Source organism: Halomonas sp. A29, from assembly GCF_046723295.1.
Classification (GTDB): domain Bacteria; phylum Pseudomonadota; class Gammaproteobacteria; order Pseudomonadales; family Halomonadaceae; genus Halomonas.
In genome coordinates, this window is sequence record NZ_JAXQPR010000001.1 from 304,760 (window position 1) to 317,471 (window position 12,712).

Genomic DNA, 12,712 nt, shown 5'->3' on the forward strand with positions numbered 1-12,712 from the left:
GTATGTGTTCAGCATGTCACATACGGGGCGTATATCAACTCCCCTCCCACCGGAGCAGAACGATGGCCAAACGCGATGCAGTGTTCCCTGCCGGCCGGCAGGCGCTATATGAGATCAACCGCTACTCGGCGGCGATTCGCTCGGGCGACTTCCTGTTCGTCTCGGGGCAGGTCGGCAGCCGCGAGGATGGCTCCCCCGAGCCGGATTTCGAAAAACAGGTTCAGCTTGCCTTCGATAACCTGGCAGCCGTTCTCGAAGCCGCCGACTGTACCTTCGACGACATCGTCGACGTGACCACCTTCCACACCGACCCTGCCGCCCAGTGGGAAGCGATCGACAGGGTTCGGACTAAAGCAATTGGCGAATCGCCCTACCCCAACTGGACCGCGGTGGGCGTGAACTGGCTGGCGGGCTTCGATTTCGAAATCAAGGTCATCGCGCGGATTCCGCAGCCAACGGCGTAATCTCTCAAGTACGCACCGCCGCCTGATCAACGGCGGTGTGTACCAATCGACGTTGACCTCAACTTACCTTCAGGTTCTATGCTTCCTGCATGCATAGCGATGGCAGGGTCCGACCTTGCAATTGCTACGCAAAAAGTACTTTCAATCGTCAGCAAGGAGGCACTCGTGGAAAAGAGTCTTCCCATCTTTCGCGTCGACAAGTTTTCTGTACCTGAAGCCGCTCGCGAAGAATTCCTTAAAAGAGTTCACGACACGCATCAAGTGCTACGACGCCAGCCGGGGTTTATTAGAGATTCGCTTCTAGAGCAGGTAGGGGGCTCTGGAAGGTTCAACATCGTGACGATAGCGGAATGGGAGAGCCAAGAGGCAATCGATGCTGCCCGCATGGCAGTCACCCAGGCTCACAGAGAAAATGGTTTTGACCCGCAAGAAACCATGGCTCGACTTGGAATCGAGGCTGACATCGCGAATTATCAGCCTATTGAGCCCTGAACTCATGTCAGTAGTCCGTGATATCTGGTCATGAAAGGCTGAAGCAATGTTACCCACCAGCATAGTAACGACACGGCTTTCCCTCCGTGAGCCGCGCGTCTCAGACGCCTCCCGCCTCTTTCGTGCATACACCACGGATACGGAAGTTACGCGCTACTTGGTATGGCGCCCGCACAAGGCGATAAAGGAAGCTGAGGAATTCATCGCCATCTGTATCGAAGCCTGGGGAGATCGCTCGCATTTTCCCTATGTCGTCACTCTCGCCGGTAATGAGCAGGCGCCCATCGGCATGGTGGAGGCACGCCCCAGGGGCCATATGGTCGATGTGGGCTATGTCCTGGCGCGCCAATTCTGGGGGCAAGGAATCATGACAGAAGCGCTGGCCGAACTGACCGAGCGCTGCCTGGCACAGCCCGAGTATTATCGGGTTCAGGCCACATGCGATGTCGAGAACCTGGCTTCCGCTCGCTTATTGGAAAAAGCGGGCTTCTCGAGAGAAGGACGGCTCGAGCGGTACGCCTTGCATCCGAATATCGGTCCAGAACCCAGGGCATGCTTCCTATATGCCCGCTGCCGGTAGCTAGGCCATACTGCAGCGGATGGTGCGGCCAAGCCAGACGAGAAAAACATGGAGCGCCTTATGGACGAAGACCTCGAGAGAATGACCCGCGAAGAGCTTATCGAAGAAGCCAAGCGGCTACGCCAAGGCATCCGCGAACACCGCGACTGCAGCGGACACGATCTCTGCTGGCATCATCCTGTCCTGTGGGGGTTGCTGCCCGACAAGACCGATCCGATTCCAGTGGTACCGGAATGGCCGGAATTCATCAGAGGCTGCATCAAGTATCGGCAATCGCTGGATGAGCAGGCACCCAATACACCTCGGTCAGATGAACCGTATGATGAGTGACAAAAAAACACACAACCTAGAACTAACGTCTAGTTGAGCATAATGTGCCATTTCGATCATATGTTACGGCAACTATAACAGTTGTTTGAATTGATCGTTTTACGCTGCCCGAGGGCCTCGTGACGAGCTCCGGCGCTCATCAGAATGGCGATGGAATGAGTGTTGAAGTAGGCATGGAGCCTTGAGCGTATCACTCCGATACGAGACACGGAGGTTGCCGCATGGCCATGTTCGACTACAAGAACTACAGCACTGAAAAGTCCACCGAGCTGATGCTCACCAGCCACAAGCTTGCTTCCTATGCCAACCTGTCGGGCTTTCTCGGCATCCACTCCAGCCGAGAACTGGTCCAGGGAGTTGCCGACCTCTTTCCCCAGGGGGCCTACGCCAACACCATCGACACCGAGCTGCCAAAAGGCTGGCGGGAGCTCACACCCCAGGAGCTGGGCCTGCCTGATAGCGCCGTCGACTCCTCCGGTCACTACATCATCGAGAGCCCGATTACCGGCTCCTTGCTCACTGGCCCTCAGGCGAAGTTGCTCGGTGAGTTCGACGACATGGGCAACCTGTCGCGGGTGGCGCTCTCCTTCACCGGTACCAACTCGCCGGTGGATATCGTCGACTACCTACAGATCAACGCCGGCACCATTGCGCCCAACATGGAGACTTTGCTCGTCGCGCTCAAAGGGTACGCCGAAGCCAATGGCCTCTCCGGTGAGGATGCCATCATTACCGGCTACAGCCTGGGCGGCGGCATGGTCAATATCATGGCGCGCTTTCGCGAGGAACTCGCCGAGGGCTTCTTCGCCGACGCCAACTACATCGGACATGCGTCGCCACTGATCTACGACGATCCCGAGGTTGTCTTCAATTACGGCTACGAGAACGATGCGGTTCACCGCGTGGCAGGTGATGCGGACTCCTTCCTGGAAGCCCTGAAGAATCAGGGCCCGCTGTTGACGCATCCCAACACCTCCTACGAGGCCAGCACCAACAACATCGTGCTGTTCGGCGACATGTACGGATCGCCGCTGTGGCCGCTGCCGGCCTTCTCGCTGCTCAACATTCCGATGGGTTGGTACGCCCACGTGGACGGCCTCTTCACCGATGCCATTCAGCGTATCGCCGACTCGCCCTTCTATGAATACACCCACCCCGACAGCGTAGTGATCGTCTCCAATCTCTCAGCGGTATCGAGATCGACGGTCTGGGTGGAGGACAAGGACACGCCGAGTTCAAACCACTTCGGCCAGCCCGCCTTCCTGATCGGCACCGAACATGACGACAAGATTCGTGGCGGCGAGGGCAGCGACTTCATCTACGCCGGTGGTGGCAATGACCTGATCCGGCTCTCAGGCGGAGCAGACCGCGTCGACGGCGGCTCGGGCACCAACACCCTGCGCCTGAAAGGGGGTACCAATGACTGGGAGGTCTATCGGCTTGCGGACGACACCCTATTCTTCAACTCCAAGCAGGACCTCGGTTTGAAGCAGGTGGAGAACGTCAGCTACGTGGAGTTCGAGGGATGGAACCTGGTCGGCGACGTCTCCCTGGTCAACCAGCGCTACTCGGTGGGTGATGAAGGGCTGGTCAAGGGGCGCTTCGAGCCACTCTGGCTGTTGCCACGCGAGCTGAAATACGGCGAGCACGTGGAGGGGGGAACCGGCGACGATGAGCTCACCGGCGCCGTGGTGTTCGGTGGCGCGGGAGACGATACCCTGATCGCCCTGGACAGCGGCAGCCTACTGCACGGCGGCGAAGGCAACGACACCCTGGTCGGCGGCATGAGTGACGACCAGCTCTATGGCGGCGAGGGGGACGACACCCTGATCATACGTGGAGGTAACGACGTATTGTATGGTGGAGTCGGCGACGACCTGTTCATTTTCGAGGCAGGCTATCAAGGCAATGCCGTGATCAAGGACTTCAATCACCATGCCGGCGACAAGGATTGGCTGGTGTTCGTCAACGGTCTGTTCGCCGACGAGGAAGAGCTCTTCGCCAGTGCCAGCCAACAGGGCGATGACGTGGTCATCGCTGGTGACGCCTTCAGTATCACCGTAGAGCGCACCGACCTGATCACGCTCGGCGACCAGAGCCAGTTCTGGATATGAAGCCTGACTCCCGACCACACCCTCTCGTCACTGCAGCCGCTACACTGTCCTGAGCCAGGCTAATGAAGCATGGGAGCACTTATGGACGAAGACCTCGAACGGATGACCCGCGAAGAGCTGGTCGAAGAAGCCAAGCGGCTACGCAAGGGCATCCGTGAGCATCGCGACTGCAGCCGGCACGATCTCTGCTGGCACCACCCGGCCCTGTGGGGATTGCTGCCCGACAAGACCGACCCGATTCCCGTGGTGCCAGAGTGGCCAGAATTCATCAGGGGCTGCATCAAGTACCGGCAGTCGCTCGATGAGCAGATATCCGACGCCCCGCGCACCGATGAACCATATGAAGAGTAAACCCTGGTAGGCTCACGCGATGCACACGCCAGCTCACTGACACGCGGCACCTATGATCGAGCCATGACCCGATGAGCACGCTTCGCTTTCGAACCAGCGTCGAAATCAACAACATCAACCCCTACGTGCTCGTCACGGCAGCGCAAGCCGAGCAGCTCAGGCAAGGGTGGCGAAAGCCCATGCCGGTGAGTGTCCGCATCAAGGGAGAGTCCGACACGACATGCCGAATCAACATGATGCCGGTGGGTGACGGCAGCTTTTACCTCTACCTGAACGGCGAGGCGCGCAAGGCCTCGAACACCAAGGTCGGCGACACCATCAGCCTGGAAGTGGAGTTCGACGAGGCGTACAAGAGCGGCCCGGTGGACCCGATGCCACCCTGGTTCAGCGAAGCCCTGGAGAAAAACCCGCATGCCATGCAGGCCTGGAACGACCTGATACCCAGCTTGAAGAAAGAATTCCTGCGCTATTTCGCCAGGTTGAAATCACCGGAAGCCCAGGCTCGCAATGCTCAGCAAGCCTTGCACGTGCTCTCGGGAAACGATGGCAGGTTCCTGGCCCGGTCATGGCATGAAGGACGAGCAAACGAAGGGAAACGACATGAATGAAGCCGTGCATTGGTACGCCGTCACTACGGTGCTGCTGTTCGTAAAGATGTTCGCCATCTCCCTGTTTCAGGGATATCACCGAATCGGCAAGCGAACCTTCAAGACACCGGAAGACGCGGCCCTCGTCGGGCGACAAGCCGCCGCGCAGGAGCTGCCTCAGGTTCAGCGGGGCGCCAATGCCTGGCGCAATGACCTCGAAAACATTCCGATATTCCTCGCCCTTGGCGTTGCCTACGTCTGGGTGGAAGCCTCACCGAGCCTGGCGCCCTGGCTGTTCCTCTCCTTCACGGCGGCACGCTACCTGCACACGATGTTTTTTCTTTCGGCACTGCAGCCCTGGCGTACGATCGCCTATGGCATAGGCATCCTCTGTCTCTTTGCCATGTGCGCCATGATTATCGCAGCACTGCTCTGACTATCGGCACGAAGAAAAGTCGGCCTGATGCTGGAGGCGTATAAAGATCCTGAGAATTGATAAGTTGGGTGCTTTCTTAAGACTGACGAGCCATGAGGTTAACAACTGGCTGGAGTACGACGCCTGCGACTCAGCCAGGGCGTTAACCCGAAGGAGATGAACATGGATGCCAGGCCGTATTTTGTCATCAAGGATCACAAAAGCGAGTATCCCGAGCCCATCACCCTTGCCCCTACCATGCTACGCTTGCAGTGTGCTCACCACGGGGGAGGAGACGATGGCCTTCCACAATCCGGATCCTAAAATGCAGGCAATTGAACGGCGCAATGCCCGAGTGAAGGCCGATCTGTTTACCAAGCTGCTGGGCAGTGCGTGGAGCAGACTTCGCAAGGGTGCCCAGAGGCTGTCGAGGGGGAAATAGCGCTGCGGCCCCACACCCGGGACCGCCGACGAAATGAGTAGGCTCGCCCCTTACAACGTCTCTTCAAGGAGCATGGCAAGCCGCTTGTGATGCAGGGCATCGGCTGCCGCATCGTAGCTGGGGGCGTCCTTGGCCGTGAAACCGTGGGCGGCGCCCTTGTAGAGTTCGGTGGTGAAATGCACGCCGACCTTGGCCAACGCCTCGTCGACGCGGGCGATCTGGTCGGGTGGCAGCAACTCGTCCTTGTCGGCATGGCCAAGATAGACGCGCGCCTCGATGGTGCCGACCACATGCACGGGGCTATTCGGGTCGTCGGCCTTTGCCAAGTTGGCCGAGTGGAAGCCGGCCGCAGCAGCAACGCGATCAGGGTGTTCGGCCGCCATACGCAACGCGAAGGCGCCGGTCATGCAGTAGCCCACTGTACCTATCTTGCCAGCCGCGAACTCGGGCTCGTGATCGATGCATTTCAGCAGCGCAGTGAAGTCGCGAGTTTGTGCCTCAGGCGTCAGATGGCCGGCGTACTCGAACAGCGTCGGGCGCACGTCCGGGTCGCGAAAGGACTTGCCCTCCGGCACGACGAGCCCACTCACATCGCGGTAGTAGACGTTGGGCATCAACACAGCATAGCCGTTGTCCGCAATCTTCTGGGCCTTCTCGTGATAGCAGGGGCGCAGGCCGCCGATATCGGTGAACAGCACCACGGCCGGCAGCGGGCCTTCGGCGCTCCCGGGGGTCAATATGTAGGCGTCGATGGTGCCGTCGGCAGCGGGGATTTCGATAGCACGAGACATGAGCGGGCTCCGGGTTGTCGATGCGTTTTGTCGTCGTGGGAGAATGTAGCAAAGATCCTGGCTGAAGAACTTTTCGCCTATCCTCATGAGATGCTCGAGACAGCTCACGACCGGCAGCGGCCGTGCCGCCAAAAGCGCGGGATGAACCAAACAATTATCCATGGCGATCATGAGGAGAGTGTCATGAAGGCTGAAGAGTTGCGCTCCGCCCAGGCACCACTGAAAGAGCGCTATCGCGAGGCACCGGAAGCCGCGCTGATCACACTGCGCGCACAAGGGCGCCTCGGTGAGGGCGTCAGCTGCAGGATCGAGACGGGCAAAGCGCTGGTTGAGGCCGGGCTGCATCCTGCCACGGGCGGGAGCGGCCAGAGTGCGTGCTCCGGCGACATGCTGCTGGAAGCGTTGGTGGCCTGCGCCGGGGTAACGCTGAACGCCGTCGCCACGTCACTCGGCATTGAGTTGCGAGATGCCTCGCTCCAGGCGGAAGGCGATCTCGATTTTCGCGGCACGCTTGGCGTGTCAAAGGAAGTGCCCGTCGGCTTCCAGCATATTCGGCTGCAAATTACCCTCGACACCGATGCCTCGGAAGAGCAGCTCGACACTCTCTTGCGCCTGACGGAGCGCTACTGCGTCGTTTACCAAACGCTGGCACACCCGCCTGTGCTGTCGGTTGCTCGCAAACCTGCAACGGACTGAGCTCTCAATCTCGGCTCTGCATCACTGCTGTACACCAACCCATTGAACACACCCACCTGTCGATTTCGCGACGCCTCGCCCGATGATTGGATACCGAAAGCAAACCACGAGGATGGACTCATGCGAAAAGTGATCGTTGGCGCCATGGTCTCAATGGACGGCGTCATGCAGGCACCCGGCGGGCCGCAGGAAGACCCGACCGGTGGTTTCCGCTACGGTGGTTGGGTCGCACCACTGGTGGACGAGGTGTTCGGGGAGGAGATCGACAAGCTGTTCGGCCAGCCGTTCGACCTGCTGCTCGGCCGCAAGACGTATGAGATCTTCGCCGCGCACTGGCCTTATGCCGAGGGCGGGCCGGACGATTTCATTGCCAAGACCTTCAACTCGATCAAGAAGTACGTGGCGACCCGCAAGGGCCTGGAACTGACGTGGGAGGGTTCGTTGGCTCTCCGCGATGCTGCCGCCGATGTCGCCAGGCTGAAGCAGGAAGATGGGCCGGCGCTGGTCACCCAAGGCAGCACCGAGCTGGTTCACTCGCTGCTCGCGAACGATCTCGTCGATGAACTCAAGCTGTTCATCTGCCCCGTGGTGCTGGGGAAAGGCAAGAAGCTGTTCGACGATGGCGCAAAGCCGGCGGCGTTCGAACTCGCGGCCAATCGTGTGTCGCCCAACGGCATCGTGATCGCGAGGTATGTACGCGAAGGCGCGGTGCAGACCGGCGACTTCGCCATGGACCCGCCCACGGAAGCAGAAGTGGCAAGGCGCGAGAAGATACGTCGGGAAGGGTAGCTTGGGTTAGATCAGAGCCCCCTGACGCATCGTCATGATGGCAACTCTCGCAAAGATATTTTGATGATGAAATATCTTTACTGAGAAACATTTCGATGATTAAAATATCTTCACTGGCGTTGTTACTGGACCGTGGAGAAAGCCCTCATGATCATCGTTCTAGCGCTAGCCACTGCGCTGGCCCTCATCCGCCTGGGCGGTGGCGCATACGAGTATTCGGTCATCGACCCAGCCTGGCCCAAGCGCCCTGAACTCATCCAGCCCCAGCGCGGTGGCGTATCGCGCAAGCGCTTCTGGCTTCCCGCTCATCTCTCCTTCGAGCTGCTGCTCCTGGCATCCCTGGTGCTGGCATGGGCGCATCCCCCGGTGCGCCTGCTACTGCTGACCGCGCTGTTGAGCCACGTGGCGATGCGAGTGTGGTCCGCGTTCGACTTCATCCCGCGCGCCCTCGCCTTCGAGCGCGCCGATCCGGCCATGGTCGAACAGCACGCTGCGCAACGCTGGGTACGACGCAGCCTCTTGAGGCTGCCGCTGGACCTCACGACCTGCGCGGCCTTGCTGGGTGCTCTCATCGCCGCCGCACGTCTCGGGGGGTAAGGCACTCATGTCCGACACGATCAACGAGTCGAAACAGAGATTGCTGGAAGCTCTTGGCGAGCGGGTCAGAAAGCTGGGAGCACAAAGCGTATTGACGAGTCACGTGGTGGCCGACCGTTTCGGTCTGCATACGACGGACCTGGAGGTCCTGGACCTGCTGACCATGGAGGACCGCGCACTGGCCGGGGATATCGCACGCGCAACCGGCCTCACGCCGGGAGCCACTACCGCACTCATCGATCGGCTCGAGAAGGCCGGCTACGTCAAACGCGAAGCCGATGAACGCGACAGGCGGCGCACGGTGGTCGTGGTCCAGAAAGACGCCATCGAGCCGATAGCACGCGTATACGGCCCGATGCAGCAACGCATGTTCGCTCTCTGGTCCGAGTACAGCGAGGACGAGCTGCGACTCATCACGGACTTCCTCGCACGAAGCACGACGCTAGCAGCCACTTGCGCTGCGGATATTCGCGAAAAACCCTGACATACGAAAGGGAGTGATGAACGACCCTACTGCCACCACCCACCCTGCCGGATCGCAACGCAGCCGGTCACTTCGGGGTTGTAGAGATAGAGCCAGGCAGGGCCGAAGGTGGTGGCGTGAATGGCGCGATGATAGAGCCCGGCATGGGGCTGGCGCGGGCGGAAGTCCTCTAGCCTGTCCAGTTCGGTGAGCAGCGCGGCATCGACCCGAAACACCTCCACTTCCACTCCGCGCGATGGCTCGGACTTGGCGCCGGGGAAAGGGCCGAGATCGTAGAGTGTCGCGCTGGCCAGCCGGTCGCTGCCGAGGAAATCGGCGCTCTCCAGCCAGAAATGGTTGCGCTGCCCACGCTTCAGCGTGCCGTAAACGGCCACCAGCGGTGTACGGGCGATGGAAAGCGCAGGTGCGAGCATCTCGGGCTGACTCCTAACGGCATCGTTGTATGGGGAGAGTCTACCTCAGCGTCTTGCTCAGAAACTCCAGGAAACGGTAGTCATTGGCGTAGGCGACGTTGATGCGCATGGCGGTGCCGTCGATGCCGTCCGGGCGCAGCGAGAAGATGGCACCGGGGGCGATGAAGATGCCCTCCTCCGTGGCGCGCTTTGCCAGCTCCAGGGTATTGATGCCGGCGGGCAGCCTGGCCCACAGGTAGTAGCCACCGCCGGGGCCGCTGATATCGTCGATGCCCACTTCGCGCAGGGCGCGCCGGGCGCTGGCGCTGGCCTTGGCCACCCGCTCGCGAAGCTGTACCAGGTGGCGGCGGTAGCGCCCTTTCACCACCAGTTCGTGAATCACCGATTCGATGAAGGTGGAGGAGTTGACCACTGTGAGCATCTTGATGTCTGTCAGGGAGCGGATCAGCGCGCGGCTACCGGCGATATAGCCCGAGCGCAGCCCGGTGGAGAGCGTCTTGGAGAAGGTGCCCACGTAGATGACGTTCTCCAATCCATCCAGCGCCGCCAGGTGCGCACTCCCCTGTGGCAGCAGGTCGGCGAACACATCGTCCTCCACCAGCACCACGCCGTACTGTTCAGCGATCTTCAGCAGCTGGTGCATGTTGCTCAGCGACATACTGGTACCGGTGGGGTTGTGGGCGTTGGGCTGCAAGAAGAACAGCCGCGGCCGGTACTGTCGCACCTTGCGCTCGAACTCCTCCAGGTCGGGTCCTTCCGGCGTCCGCGAGACGCCCACCAGCTTGGCCCGCGCCAGGCGCAGCTTGCCGAACAGCGGATAGTAGCCCGGCGTTTCCACCATCACGCTGTCGCCGGCATCGACGAAGTGACGCACGATCAAGTCGAAGGCGTGGTTGGCGCCAAAGGTGAGCAGCACCTGTTCCTGGGCGGCGTGGATGGAGCGCCCGGCCAGCACCCTGGCGATGGCGTCGCGCAGCGGCTCGAAGCCCTGCGGCATGCCGTATTCGAAGTGTGCCTCTTCCTGCTCCGGCCCGCGCCGCTTCAGCGCACGGGTGAGATCGAGCCCTCCCATCCACGCTGCCGGGGCACGGCCGTCGCCGGCGCGCACCGCAAAGCTGCCCACCAGTTGCTCACGCAGCAGCGAGACGCTGTCGATCGCCTCGGTCAGGCTCTCGCGCTCCTCCACCGTAGCCTGGGGCCGCGCCTGGGAAACGAAGAAGCCGGAGCCGTGGCGAGCCTGCAGGCGCCCCATGGCGACGAGCTGGTCATAGGCGTCGATGATGGTGTTCTTGGCCACGCCGAACTGCCGGGCCGCCTCGCGAATGGAGGCCACCTTGCTGCCCGGCGCCAGCCGCCCCTCGTCCATGGCCTTGAGCAGGGCTTCTGCAATCTGGCCGGATTTGGTCATGCCTAACCTCGCACAGCAAACTGTACCTCTCATATCGACGGTACAGTACTTGGGACAATTCCACCAACTGTACCTTATGCTGCCGGTCGGTTTTCCCGAAGCTGGCAATGCCGGCAACGGCTTACAACACCAATAACGACTCACCTGGAGTTTCGCATGCCAGCCAAAGACAGGACCTACCTGAATGTCTGGGACGACACGGTTTCGGGCAGGGATCTGCTCATCTCGCTTTCGCTCGCCACGCTGCTTAGCCTGGGCGGTTTTCTGCTTGCGCCATGGCCCGCGCCCGGCCCGCTGGTGCTGGGCCTTGCCGGCGCCATTCTCGGCTTCTTCATCAGCGCGCTGCTGTTCCGTCCCAAGCGCCGCCTCGACATCGAAGGGGAGGCGTGAGCATGGATCCGATGCTGCTGTTGCAGATGCTGATCGCCGCCCTCATCGCGGTGGTGGTCTATACCGCCATCGGCGTGGCCCCTGGCACGGATGAAACCGCCGTGCTGGCCCCCGTTACGCTGGCGCTGGTGGTGGCGGGCATTCCGCTGCCCGTGGTCCTGGCCTTCTTCATGGCGGCCATCGTGGCCAAGAAACTCACCGACTCCATTCCGGTATCGGTGGCGGGCATTCCCGGCGGCGTGATGTCGGCGCCCATGGTGGAACACGCCATGACGCTGAAGCGCGAAGGCCAGTCCACCCTGGCCATTCGCAAGATGGCCTCCGGCTCGGTGATCGGCACCCTGGTCGCGGTGCCGATCAGCCTGTTTCTCGCTTTCCTGCTAACGCCGCTGGCCGACGTGCTGGGCCAGTACGCCAGCCAGATCTTCTTCGGCGGTGCGGTGTTCCTGGCGCTGATGAGCCGCGAGAAGGTCATCAGCCTGGTCAGCATCCTGGTGCTGGCGGCGCTGATCCAGGCGCTGCGCCACTTCTACTGGGGCATGGGTGTGATTCCCGAGGGTCGGGTGGTGTTCATCTCGTTCTTCCTGGGTATCACCATCGGTCCGATGATGTTCAACCTGGCGCAGCTGCTGGTGAACCGCGAGCGCAAGGCCATGGCAGTGGCCGAGCCCAAGACCATCCAGATCTACAAGACCGAGGACGACCACAAGCTGCCCAACCCCTTCCGCATCCTCACGCGGCAGGAGACGACCTCGGCCGCTGCCAGCTCGGTGCTGGGCACGTTCACCTTCTTCATGAGCCCGGTGGGTATCACCATCTTCCTCGGCGAGGTGATGTCGAGCTGGGTCAAGGGCACCGTCGAGAAGGCCAGCCGGGCGCTCTCTTCCATGGATGCCGTCACCAACGCCGCTTACATTGCCGGCATCCTGATCCCGCTGGCGGCGCTGGGCATTCCCATGAGCCCCATGGCCATCGGCCCGGGCAATGCCTTCTTCAATGCCCCACCGGTGCTGACCCTGGAGCAGAACGCTCACCACCTGATGAGCTTCTCGGAGATCGCCATCGCCAGCATTCTCGGCGCTGCCGTCGCGCTGCTGATCACCTATCCCATCGCGGTGCGCTACGCACGCCAGATCTGCGTCTTCGTGTTCCGCCACATTCCCCACGAGGCCTTCCTCGCCATGTTCTTCGCCCTGGTGATGCTGCTGGCGTACATGGATGCCGGGGTGATGGGCATTCTCGGCGTGATGGTGCTGGCCCTGGTGGCAGGCCTGCTGAACCGCTGGGGCGTGAACTACGGCGTGCAGTTCATGACGCTCTACGCCGCACCCTGGCTGATGGGCTTGCTGGCCTGAGGTTCAGTTTTCTT

Annotated in this window: 17 protein-coding genes; 14 read left to right on the top strand and 3 right to left on the bottom strand. The window is 61.2% G+C overall.

Annotated elements, in window-relative coordinates:
* The first annotated feature begins 62 nt into the window (after positions 1 to 62).
* From SPH52_RS01455 to SPH52_RS01490, 8 genes are all read left to right on the top strand, one after another.
* Entirely contained in the window at positions 63 to 464 is a 402-nt protein-coding gene (locus SPH52_RS01455) for a RidA family protein (protein ID WP_411793218.1), read from the top strand.
* Between the two features lie 165 nt (positions 465 to 629).
* Positions 630 to 956 (top strand): antibiotic biosynthesis monooxygenase family protein, encoded by a 327-nt coding sequence (locus SPH52_RS01460; RefSeq protein WP_411793219.1) that lies wholly within the window; start codon positions 630 to 632, stop codon positions 954 to 956.
* 46 nt (positions 957 to 1,002) lie between these two features.
* Positions 1,003 to 1,536: a GNAT family N-acetyltransferase gene (locus tag SPH52_RS01465; RefSeq protein ID WP_411793220.1), complete on the top strand. Its 534-nt coding sequence runs from the start codon at positions 1,003 to 1,005 to the stop codon at positions 1,534 to 1,536.
* Positions 1,537 to 1,596: 60 nt separating this feature from the next.
* Positions 1,597 to 1,866, top strand: coding sequence for a hypothetical protein (locus SPH52_RS01470; protein WP_411793221.1), 270 nt, complete (start codon positions 1,597 to 1,599; stop codon positions 1,864 to 1,866).
* 221 nt (positions 1,867 to 2,087) lie between these two features.
* Positions 2,088 to 3,980, top strand: a complete 1,893-nt coding sequence (locus tag SPH52_RS01475) for a hypothetical protein (protein WP_411793222.1) — start codon at positions 2,088 to 2,090, stop codon at positions 3,978 to 3,980.
* An 81-nt stretch (positions 3,981 to 4,061) separates the two neighbouring features.
* Positions 4,062 to 4,331, top strand: coding sequence for a hypothetical protein (locus SPH52_RS01480; RefSeq protein ID WP_411793223.1), 270 nt, complete (start codon positions 4,062 to 4,064; stop codon positions 4,329 to 4,331).
* A 71-nt stretch (positions 4,332 to 4,402) separates the two neighbouring features.
* Positions 4,403 to 4,939: a YdeI/OmpD-associated family protein gene (locus SPH52_RS01485; protein ID WP_411793224.1), complete on the top strand. Its 537-nt coding sequence runs from the start codon at positions 4,403 to 4,405 to the stop codon at positions 4,937 to 4,939.
* Entirely contained in the window at positions 4,902 to 5,354 is a 453-nt protein-coding gene (locus SPH52_RS01490) for an MAPEG family protein (protein ID WP_411793225.1), read from the top strand. Before SPH52_RS01485 ends, SPH52_RS01490 begins: the two co-directional genes overlap by 38 nt.
* A 471-nt stretch (positions 5,355 to 5,825) precedes the next feature.
* Here the strand turns inward: SPH52_RS01490 and SPH52_RS01495 are convergent, their stop codons facing one another.
* Complete coding sequence (locus SPH52_RS01495; RefSeq protein WP_411793226.1) at positions 5,826 to 6,566, bottom strand: dienelactone hydrolase family protein; 741 nt, start codon at positions 6,564 to 6,566, stop codon at positions 5,826 to 5,828.
* A 183-nt stretch (positions 6,567 to 6,749) separates the two neighbouring features.
* Between SPH52_RS01495 and SPH52_RS01500 the strand changes: the two genes are divergently transcribed.
* The 4 genes from SPH52_RS01500 to SPH52_RS01515 all read left to right on the top strand — a co-directional run bounded on the left by SPH52_RS01500 (position 6,750) and on the right by SPH52_RS01515 (position 9,132).
* On the top strand, positions 6,750 to 7,262 hold the full coding sequence (locus SPH52_RS01500; RefSeq protein ID WP_411793227.1) for an OsmC family protein: 513 nt from the start codon (positions 6,750 to 6,752) through the stop codon (positions 7,260 to 7,262).
* Positions 7,263 to 7,382: 120 nt separating this feature from the next.
* Complete coding sequence (locus SPH52_RS01505; RefSeq protein WP_411793228.1) at positions 7,383 to 8,051, top strand: dihydrofolate reductase family protein; 669 nt, start codon at positions 7,383 to 7,385, stop codon at positions 8,049 to 8,051.
* 147 nt (positions 8,052 to 8,198) lie between these two features.
* The gene (locus tag SPH52_RS01510) at positions 8,199 to 8,648 is read left to right on the top strand and encodes a hypothetical protein (RefSeq protein ID WP_411793229.1); all 450 of its coding nucleotides are present in this window, start codon (positions 8,199 to 8,201) and stop codon (positions 8,646 to 8,648) included.
* A gap of 7 nt (positions 8,649 to 8,655) precedes the next feature.
* Positions 8,656 to 9,132: a MarR family winged helix-turn-helix transcriptional regulator gene (locus SPH52_RS01515; RefSeq protein ID WP_411793230.1), complete on the top strand. Its 477-nt coding sequence runs from the start codon at positions 8,656 to 8,658 to the stop codon at positions 9,130 to 9,132.
* Between the two features lie 26 nt (positions 9,133 to 9,158).
* On the opposite strand, the gene SPH52_RS01520 is transcribed toward SPH52_RS01515, so the two are convergent.
* The gene (locus tag SPH52_RS01520; protein WP_411793231.1) at positions 9,159 to 9,545 is read right to left on the bottom strand and encodes a gamma-glutamylcyclotransferase; all 387 of its coding nucleotides are present in this window, start codon (positions 9,543 to 9,545) and stop codon (positions 9,159 to 9,161) included.
* 40 nt (positions 9,546 to 9,585) lie between these two features.
* Positions 9,586 to 10,953, bottom strand: a complete 1,368-nt coding sequence (locus tag SPH52_RS01525; RefSeq protein ID WP_411793232.1) for a PLP-dependent aminotransferase family protein — start codon at positions 10,951 to 10,953, stop codon at positions 9,586 to 9,588.
* A gap of 156 nt (positions 10,954 to 11,109) precedes the next feature.
* Between SPH52_RS01525 and SPH52_RS01530 the strand changes: the two genes are divergently transcribed.
* Positions 11,110 to 11,343: a hypothetical protein gene (locus SPH52_RS01530; protein WP_411793233.1), complete on the top strand. Its 234-nt coding sequence runs from the start codon at positions 11,110 to 11,112 to the stop codon at positions 11,341 to 11,343.
* Positions 11,344 to 11,345: 2 nt separating this feature from the next.
* Entirely contained in the window at positions 11,346 to 12,698 is a 1,353-nt protein-coding gene (locus tag SPH52_RS01535; RefSeq protein WP_411793234.1) for a tripartite tricarboxylate transporter permease, read from the top strand.
* The last annotated feature ends 14 nt before the right edge of the window (positions 12,699 to 12,712 follow it).

Excerpts from the sequence above, each read along its gene's own strand:
- SPH52_RS01500 (WP_411793227.1), top strand. The coding sequence starts at position 6,750 with ATGAAGGCTGAAGAGTTGCGCTCCGCCCAGGCACCACTGAAAGAGCGC.
- SPH52_RS01480 (WP_411793223.1), top strand. The coding sequence starts at position 4,062 with ATGGACGAAGACCTCGAACGGATGACCCGCGAAGAGCTGGTCGAAGAA.
- SPH52_RS01485 (WP_411793224.1), top strand. The coding sequence starts at position 4,403 with ATGAGCACGCTTCGCTTTCGAACCAGCGTCGAAATCAACAACATCAAC.
- SPH52_RS01505 (WP_411793228.1), top strand. The coding sequence starts at position 7,383 with ATGCGAAAAGTGATCGTTGGCGCCATGGTCTCAATGGACGGCGTCATG.
- SPH52_RS01475 (WP_411793222.1), top strand. The coding sequence starts at position 2,088 with ATGGCCATGTTCGACTACAAGAACTACAGCACTGAAAAGTCCACCGAG.
- SPH52_RS01455 (WP_411793218.1), top strand. The coding sequence starts at position 63 with ATGGCCAAACGCGATGCAGTGTTCCCTGCCGGCCGGCAGGCGCTATAT.
- SPH52_RS01470 (WP_411793221.1), top strand. The coding sequence starts at position 1,597 with ATGGACGAAGACCTCGAGAGAATGACCCGCGAAGAGCTTATCGAAGAA.
- SPH52_RS01530 (WP_411793233.1), top strand. The coding sequence starts at position 11,110 with ATGCCAGCCAAAGACAGGACCTACCTGAATGTCTGGGACGACACGGTT.
- SPH52_RS01515 (WP_411793230.1), top strand. The coding sequence starts at position 8,656 with ATGTCCGACACGATCAACGAGTCGAAACAGAGATTGCTGGAAGCTCTT.
- SPH52_RS01465 (WP_411793220.1), top strand. The coding sequence starts at position 1,003 with ATGTTACCCACCAGCATAGTAACGACACGGCTTTCCCTCCGTGAGCCG.
- SPH52_RS01495 (WP_411793226.1), bottom strand. The coding sequence starts at position 6,566 with ATGTCTCGTGCTATCGAAATCCCCGCTGCCGACGGCACCATCGACGCC.
- SPH52_RS01490 (WP_411793225.1), top strand. The coding sequence starts at position 4,902 with ATGAAGGACGAGCAAACGAAGGGAAACGACATGAATGAAGCCGTGCAT.
- SPH52_RS01535 (WP_411793234.1), top strand. The coding sequence starts at position 11,346 with ATGGATCCGATGCTGCTGTTGCAGATGCTGATCGCCGCCCTCATCGCG.
- SPH52_RS01520 (WP_411793231.1), bottom strand. The coding sequence starts at position 9,545 with ATGCTCGCACCTGCGCTTTCCATCGCCCGTACACCGCTGGTGGCCGTT.
- SPH52_RS01510 (WP_411793229.1), top strand. The coding sequence starts at position 8,199 with ATGATCATCGTTCTAGCGCTAGCCACTGCGCTGGCCCTCATCCGCCTG.
- SPH52_RS01525 (WP_411793232.1), bottom strand. The coding sequence starts at position 10,953 with ATGACCAAATCCGGCCAGATTGCAGAAGCCCTGCTCAAGGCCATGGAC.